This window comes from Janthinobacterium sp. Ant5-2-1 (genome assembly GCF_001445815.1).
GTDB lineage: Bacteria > Pseudomonadota > Gammaproteobacteria > Burkholderiales > Burkholderiaceae_D > Janthinobacterium > Janthinobacterium lividum_E.
On the sequence record NZ_LNCE01000035.1, the window covers coordinates 71,928 to 78,254 of the forward strand.

Below are 6,327 nucleotides of genomic sequence, written 5' to 3' on the forward strand. Positions count from 1 at the left end.
AGAGTGAAACCCTATGCGTAAGCCAGGAGGCGCCCATCGCTGGCGCACGATTTTTACCCTGCTGGGCGCGGTTGTTGTCGCGCTGGGCAGCTTTTGGCTGCTCGAAGTGATGAACAAGAACAGCCAGGACATCAAGGCCAGCAAGCATCTGGATGAGCCTGACTATTTCATCACCAATTTCAGCCTGGTGCGCATGGATTTGACGGGTAAGCCCAGCTATATCGTATCGGGCACCAAGCTTACGCATTATCCGGCCGACGATTCGTCCGATATCGACCAGCCCTTCGTGCGCAAGCTCACGCCCGGCATGCCGCCGTTGAACATGAACGCGGAACTGGCGCATATCGACCAGGACAATACCCGGTTGCAATTGCACCGCAAGGTCGTGATCGACCGCGTGGCCAGTCCGAAGGCGCAGAACCTGACGGTCAAGACGGAAGCGCTGACGGTGTTTCCGGACGAGGAAAGAATGGAAACGGACGTGCCTGTCGATATCCTGACGGGCACCTCGCGCCTCAATGGCATCGGCATGAAAGCCAATAACGCCACCGGCGAGGTGGAAGTGCAGAATGCGCTGCGCATGGTCCTCCCGCCGAAACCGCGCCCGGCCGCGGCGGCAAAATGACAGAATGAAACAAGGAAACCATACTATGAAGAACATCTTGCTGTTGACCGTATTTTCGCTGGCCATCATGGGCGTGGCGCATGCCGAGAAGGCCGATTCCGAGAAGGAAGCCGTCATCACGGCACGCAGCGGCCACGTCGATGACGTCAAGCAGGTGCGTACCCTGACGGGCGACGTCGTGCTGGTGAAAGGCACCCTGACCATGAAGGCGGGCCGGGCCCTGATCACGGAAGACCCGCAAGGCTACCAGTTCATCACCTTCTGGGCCGATCCCGGCAAGCTGGCCACCTTCCGCCAGAAGCGCGATGGCGCTGGCGACCTGTGGGTCGAAGGCGAAGCGGAGCGCGTGGAATACGACAACAAGACGGAAGTGGTGAAACTGTTTTCCCGGGCCAAGCTGACGCGCCTGGAAGGCACGAAAGTAACCGACGTGGCCAATGGCGCCTTCATCTCGTATGACAGCCGCAAGGAAGTGTTTGCGATGGAAAACTCCAACAGCGGCACCAGCACCCCCGATGGCGGCAGCGTGCGCATGGTGATCCAGCCGAAGACCAAGGCGCCGGCGGCGGAGAAAGCGCCGGCCACGCCTGCGCCAGGAAAGAAATAATGGACAATACTCGTTGCGGCAGCACCCTGATCGTTCGCGGTCTGCAAAAAACCTATGGCAAGCGGCAAGTCGTGCATGATGTTTCGCTGCAAGTCGAATGCGGCGAAGTGGTGGGTTTGCTGGGCCCGAACGGCGCCGGCAAGACCACCTCGTTCTACATGATCGTCGGCCTGGTGCCGTCGGACGGCGGCAGCATCGATATCAGCGGCGTGGACATTTCCAGCCTGCCGATCCACCGCCGCGCGCAGATGGGTCTGTCCTATCTGCCGCAGGAAGCGTCCGTGTTCCGCAAGCTGACGGTGGAAGACAATATCCGCGCCGTGCTGGAAATCCAGACCGTCGAAGGCCGCCCCCTGAAGAAGGCCGAGATCGAGGAGCGCCTGGATAAACTGCTGGCCGACTTGCAGATTGAAAAGCTGCGCGAGAACCAGGCCCTGTCCCTGTCGGGTGGCGAGCGCCGCCGTGTGGAAATCGCCCGCGCGCTGGCCACCGATCCCCGTTTCGTGTTGCTCGACGAGCCGTTCGCCGGCGTCGATCCGATCGCCGTGATCGAGATCCAGCGCATCGTGCGCTTCTTGAAGGAGCGCAATATCGGCGTGCTGATCACCGATCATAATGTGCGCGAGACGCTGGGTATTTGCGACCGTGCCTATATCATCAACCAGGGCTCGGTACTGGCGTCGGGACGCCCCGACGACATCATCGCGAACGAGTCGGTACGCCGGGTCTATCTGGGCGAACACTTCCGCATGTAAGCCAATGAAACAATCATTGCAGCTGCGCACTTCGCAGCACCTGGCACTGACGCCGCAGTTGCAGCAATCGATACGCCTGTTGCAATTGTCTACCCTGGAATTGCACCAGGAACTAGAGCAACTGCTGACGGATAATCCCCTGCTCGAGCGCCTCGACGATCCGCTCGACCGCTCCTTGCGCCTGCTGTCCGACGGGGCCTTGAGTTCCACGGCCGCACCGGCCGAAGCGCCGCCCCAGCCGCCAGGCCAGGAAGCGCCCGCGGCGCCGGCCGAAGCGGAAACCTTTGACGGCGAGGCGGGCGAGGGGCCAGCTGCCGTGGATGGCGGTGACAGCGACTGGAGCGAGGCGAGCCGGGGCAAGGCGCCCGACGACGAAGATTCGCGCCCGCAACTGGAAGCCCATCACTGCACCCTGCGCGAACACCTGATGGAACAGATGCGCGTGACGGTGCTCGAATTGCGCGACCGCGCGCTGGTCGAGCTGATCATCGACGCGCTCGACGACAATGGCTACCTGGAAGAGTCGCTCGACGACATTCTGGCGCGCCTGCCGGAAGAGCTGGAAATCGACGCCGACGAGATGCGCACGGCCTTGTCGCTGCTGCAAAGTTTCGATCCGCCCGGCGTGGGCGCGCGCAATGCGTCCGAATGCCTGGCGCTGCAGATCAAGCGCTTGCCGCACATCGCCATGGTGACGCGGCGCATGGCCCTCGTCATCGTGGAAAAGCACCTGGCCTGGTTTGCCCAGCGCGATTTCAACAAGCTGAAAAAAGCCCTCGATTGCGACGATGAAGACTTGCGCGAAGCGCAGACGGTGATTCGCCAGTGCAATCCGCATCCGGGCGCCGTGTTCGCCTCGGACGTGTCCGATTACGTGGTGCCCGACGTCGTCGTCAAGCGCGCGCGCAATGGCTGGCAAGTCACCTTGAACAACGATGTGATGCCGCGCCTGCGCGTCAACGCCATGTATGCCAACCTGCTCAAGCAGGGCAAGGGCGAGGGCGCCATGGGCGCACAGTTGCAGGAAGCCAAGTGGCTGATCAAGAATATGCGCCAGCGCTTCGACACGATCCTGCGCGTGGCACAGGCGATAGTAGAAAGACAAAAGAACTTTTTCTCGCACGGGGCCGTTGCCATGCGCCCCCTTGTGCTCCGTGAAATAGCTGATACACTGGGTTTACACGAGAGTACTATCTCGCGGGTAACAACTCAAAAGTACATGCTGACCCCGCACGGCATGTTCGAGTTGAAATATTTCTTTGGTAGCCACGTCGCCACCGAAGCGGGGGGCGAAGCGTCATCGACGGCGATACGGGCATTGATCGTGCAACTGACAGGAGCAGAAGACCCTAAAAATCCTTTATCCGACAGTAAGATTGCGGACATGCTGGGGGAACAAGGCATGGTGATTGCGCGACGTACTGTTGCCAAATACCGGGAAGCGTTGAAAATTCCGCCAGTGAGCCTGCGTAAGTGTTTGTAAGTTTTTTTCGGTTCCTCTGCGGGCCGGATAGGATGGACCGCACGAACCCGATCATCTTTAGGAGTGTGTATGAATCTCACCATCAGCGGACATCATCTCGAAGTGACACCAGCCATCCGTGAATACGTACAAACGAAGCTGGAACGCGTGAAACGTCATTTCGATCAAGTTATCGATATCGCCGTGATTCTGACCGTGGATAACCTCAAAGAGAAAGAAAAACGTCAAAAGGCCGAAGTCAACCTGCGTTTAAGTGGCAAAACCGTCTATGTGGAAAGCCTGGCGCAAGACCTGTATGCCGCGATCGATGCCCTGATCGACAAGCTCGATAGGCAAGTGATGAAATACAAAACCAAAGTGCAAGGGCACGGTAAAGAGGCGATCAAGCATCTGCCAGACAACTCCGAGGAAGACGCCGTCGTCGCCGTTTAAGGCCACCCGCTTCCAGCAGTTGTGATCAACTAAGGGCGCACATCTTGCGCCCTTTTTTGCGCCCGTACCTTTTGAACGCAATGTTCCCCGCACAGGGGCTAGAATGTTTGCACTTTCACTTCTTTCCTGCCTGCCATGAGCGACTTCGTCCAGACCTCCATCCGCAACCGCACGGGGCACATCGTGCTCGACCGCCCGAAAGCCTTGAATTCCCTGTCGCTGGAGATGGTGCGCGCCCTGAGCGCGGCCCTGCTGGCCTGGCGCGACGACCCGCAGGTGGACGCAGTGGTGATCCGTTCCAGCAGCGAAAAAGCGCTGTGCGCCGGCGGCGACATCCGTTTCTTTTACGATGCGGGCCTGGCCACGCCGCAAGGCGGCAGCGCCTTGCTGGAAGATTTCTTTACGGAAGAATACGCTTTAAATCATTTGATTCATTTCTATCCGAAACCGTATATCGCCGTGATGGATGGCGTGGTGATGGGCGGCGGCATGGGCGTGGCACAAGCCGGGCCCGGCAACCGCCTGCGCATCGTGACGGGCCGCACGCGCATGGCCATGCCGGAAGTCAATATCGGTTTGTTTCCCGACGTGGGCGGCAGTTATTTCCTGTCCCGCCTGGCAGGCCAGCTGGGCCTGTATTTGGGCTTGACGGGCTTGACGATCAGCGCGGCCGACGCCCTGTACACGGACCTGGCCGATGTCTACCTGCCCGAGGCGCAGATGGGGGCGCTGCTGGCCCTGTTCGAGTCGACGCCGGGCGAGGCCTTGCCGGTGGCCATCAAGGCCCTGGCCGCGCCGTTTCAGGCACAGGCAGGCGTTTCCTCGCTGGCGGCGGCGCGCGCGGCGCTGGACCGCCATTTCGGCGCCGGCTCCGTGGCGGCCATCATGGCCTCGCTGGCGCAGGACGACAGCGCGTTCGCCGCCAAGGCGCTGGCGGCCATGCGCCTGCGTTCGCCCTTGATGATGTCGGTGACCCTGGAATTGCTGCAGCGGGGGGCTCACCTGGGCGTGGCCGATTGCCTGCGTCTGGAGCGCACGGTGGTGCGCCACAATTTCGAGCATGGCGAAGTGCTCGAGGGCGTGCGCGCGCTGGTGGTCGACAAGGACAATGCGCCGCGCTGGAATCCATCAACCCTGGACGAGGTCGACGCGGCCATGGTGGCGCGCTTCTTTGCGCCCGTCTGGCCGGCCCAAGCGCATCCGCTGCGCCACTTGAATTAACTAGCTACGCTCGCGGTGGCGCAGCACGACCCGTTCATTCGGGCCGAAGTATTGCGCCAGCCGTTCCGCCATGTACACGGAGCGGTGCTGGCCGCCCGTGCAACCGAGCGCCACCGTCAGGTAGCTGCGGTTGTCGGACTTGAATGACGGCAGCCATTTTTCGATGAAGGTGCGGATGTCGGCCAGTAGTTCCAGTGCGCTTGGCTGCGCGTCGAGAAAGGCGATCACGGGCGCGTCGCGGCCGTCGAGCGGGCGCAGCGCCAGGTCATAATAAGGATTGGGCAAGGCCCGCACGTCGAAGACGAAATCGGCATCCAGCGGCACGCCCAGCTTGAAGGCGAACGATTCGAAGAACAGGGTCAGCGGCGCGCGTTCGGAGGCGATCATATCCTTGATCCAGGCGCGCAATTTGTTGGCGCTCAGTTCCGACGTGTCGATCACGTGGCCCAGCTGTTCGATGGCCGACAGGCGTTCGCGCTCTTCCGAAATGCACTCGATCAGGGTGCGGCGGCTGGCCGGATTCTGGTTCGGGCGCAATTCATGCGACAGCGGATGGCTGCGCCGCGTTTCCGAGAAGCGCGCCACCAGCGAATGCGTGGTGGCCGTCAAAAACATGACCTTGACGTCGTGCCCCTGGTCTCGCAGCAGCGCCACATTGTGCGGCAAGCTGACGAGCGACTCGGCGCTGCGCGCATCGACGGCGACGGCCAGTTGCGGTGTACCTTCGTCGAGCAGGGTTTGCACCAGGCTGGGCAGCAAGGCCGGTGGCAGGTTGTCGACACAATAGTAGCCGGTATCTTCCAGCACATTGAGCGCGACGGATTTACCGGAACCGGATATTCCGGTGATAAGGACGATATGCATAGCCCGATCATACAATAAAGATCGGCGCTCTGCTCCCAAGGCAATTATCTTTACAAATTATTGCAATTTGGACTGTGGTATTTCTTTGCTGCACACGTCAACAATGTTGTCGGATTACGCAGGGCGTTGCCCCGCTAATCCGACCTACGTTGCTAATCCCCGCTCATTGCGAGCCGTTGGTGCAGCAGGGAATTCACGCAGCACTGCTGCGTGCCTGCGTAACGGTTCGCCCTTGCAAGGGCGAACTCCTTGGCAACATTAATCGCCACTCATGGCGAGTCGTTGGTGCAGCAGGGAATTCACGCAGCACTGCTGCGTGCCTGCGTAACGGTTCGCCCTT

At 60.7% G+C, this 6,327-nt stretch carries 7 protein-coding genes; 6 read left to right on the top strand and 1 reads right to left on the bottom strand.

What is annotated here, in order from left to right:
- The first annotated feature begins 13 nt into the window (after positions 1 to 13).
- The 6 genes from lptC to ASN89_RS12845 all read left to right on the top strand — a co-directional run bounded on the left by lptC (position 14) and on the right by ASN89_RS12845 (position 5,123).
- On the top strand, positions 14 to 625 hold the full coding sequence (gene lptC, locus ASN89_RS12820; RefSeq protein WP_046681708.1) for an LPS export ABC transporter periplasmic protein LptC: 612 nt from the start codon (positions 14 to 16) through the stop codon (positions 623 to 625).
- 25 nt (positions 626 to 650) lie between these two features.
- Entirely contained in the window at positions 651 to 1,232 is a 582-nt protein-coding gene (lptA, locus tag ASN89_RS12825) for a lipopolysaccharide transport periplasmic protein LptA (protein ID WP_046681709.1), read from the top strand.
- Complete coding sequence (gene lptB / locus ASN89_RS12830; RefSeq protein WP_034753325.1) at positions 1,232 to 1,987, top strand: LPS export ABC transporter ATP-binding protein; 756 nt, start codon at positions 1,232 to 1,234, stop codon at positions 1,985 to 1,987. The genes lptA and lptB overlap by 1 nt, the downstream gene beginning before the upstream one ends.
- A 4-nt stretch (positions 1,988 to 1,991) precedes the next feature.
- Positions 1,992 to 3,470 (top strand): RNA polymerase factor sigma-54, encoded by a 1,479-nt coding sequence (locus ASN89_RS12835; protein WP_058049514.1) that lies wholly within the window; start codon positions 1,992 to 1,994, stop codon positions 3,468 to 3,470.
- Positions 3,471 to 3,539: 69 nt separating this feature from the next.
- The gene (gene hpf, locus ASN89_RS12840) at positions 3,540 to 3,902 is read left to right on the top strand and encodes a ribosome hibernation-promoting factor, HPF/YfiA family (RefSeq protein WP_034753331.1); all 363 of its coding nucleotides are present in this window, start codon (positions 3,540 to 3,542) and stop codon (positions 3,900 to 3,902) included.
- Between the two features lie 135 nt (positions 3,903 to 4,037).
- Positions 4,038 to 5,123 (top strand): enoyl-CoA hydratase/isomerase family protein, encoded by a 1,086-nt coding sequence (locus tag ASN89_RS12845; RefSeq protein ID WP_046681711.1) that lies wholly within the window; start codon positions 4,038 to 4,040, stop codon positions 5,121 to 5,123.
- On the opposite strand, the gene rapZ is transcribed toward ASN89_RS12845, so the two are convergent.
- Positions 5,124 to 5,987: an RNase adapter RapZ gene (gene rapZ, locus ASN89_RS12850; protein WP_046681712.1), complete on the bottom strand. Its 864-nt coding sequence runs from the start codon at positions 5,985 to 5,987 to the stop codon at positions 5,124 to 5,126.
- Positions 5,988 to 6,327: the final 340 nt, after the last annotated feature.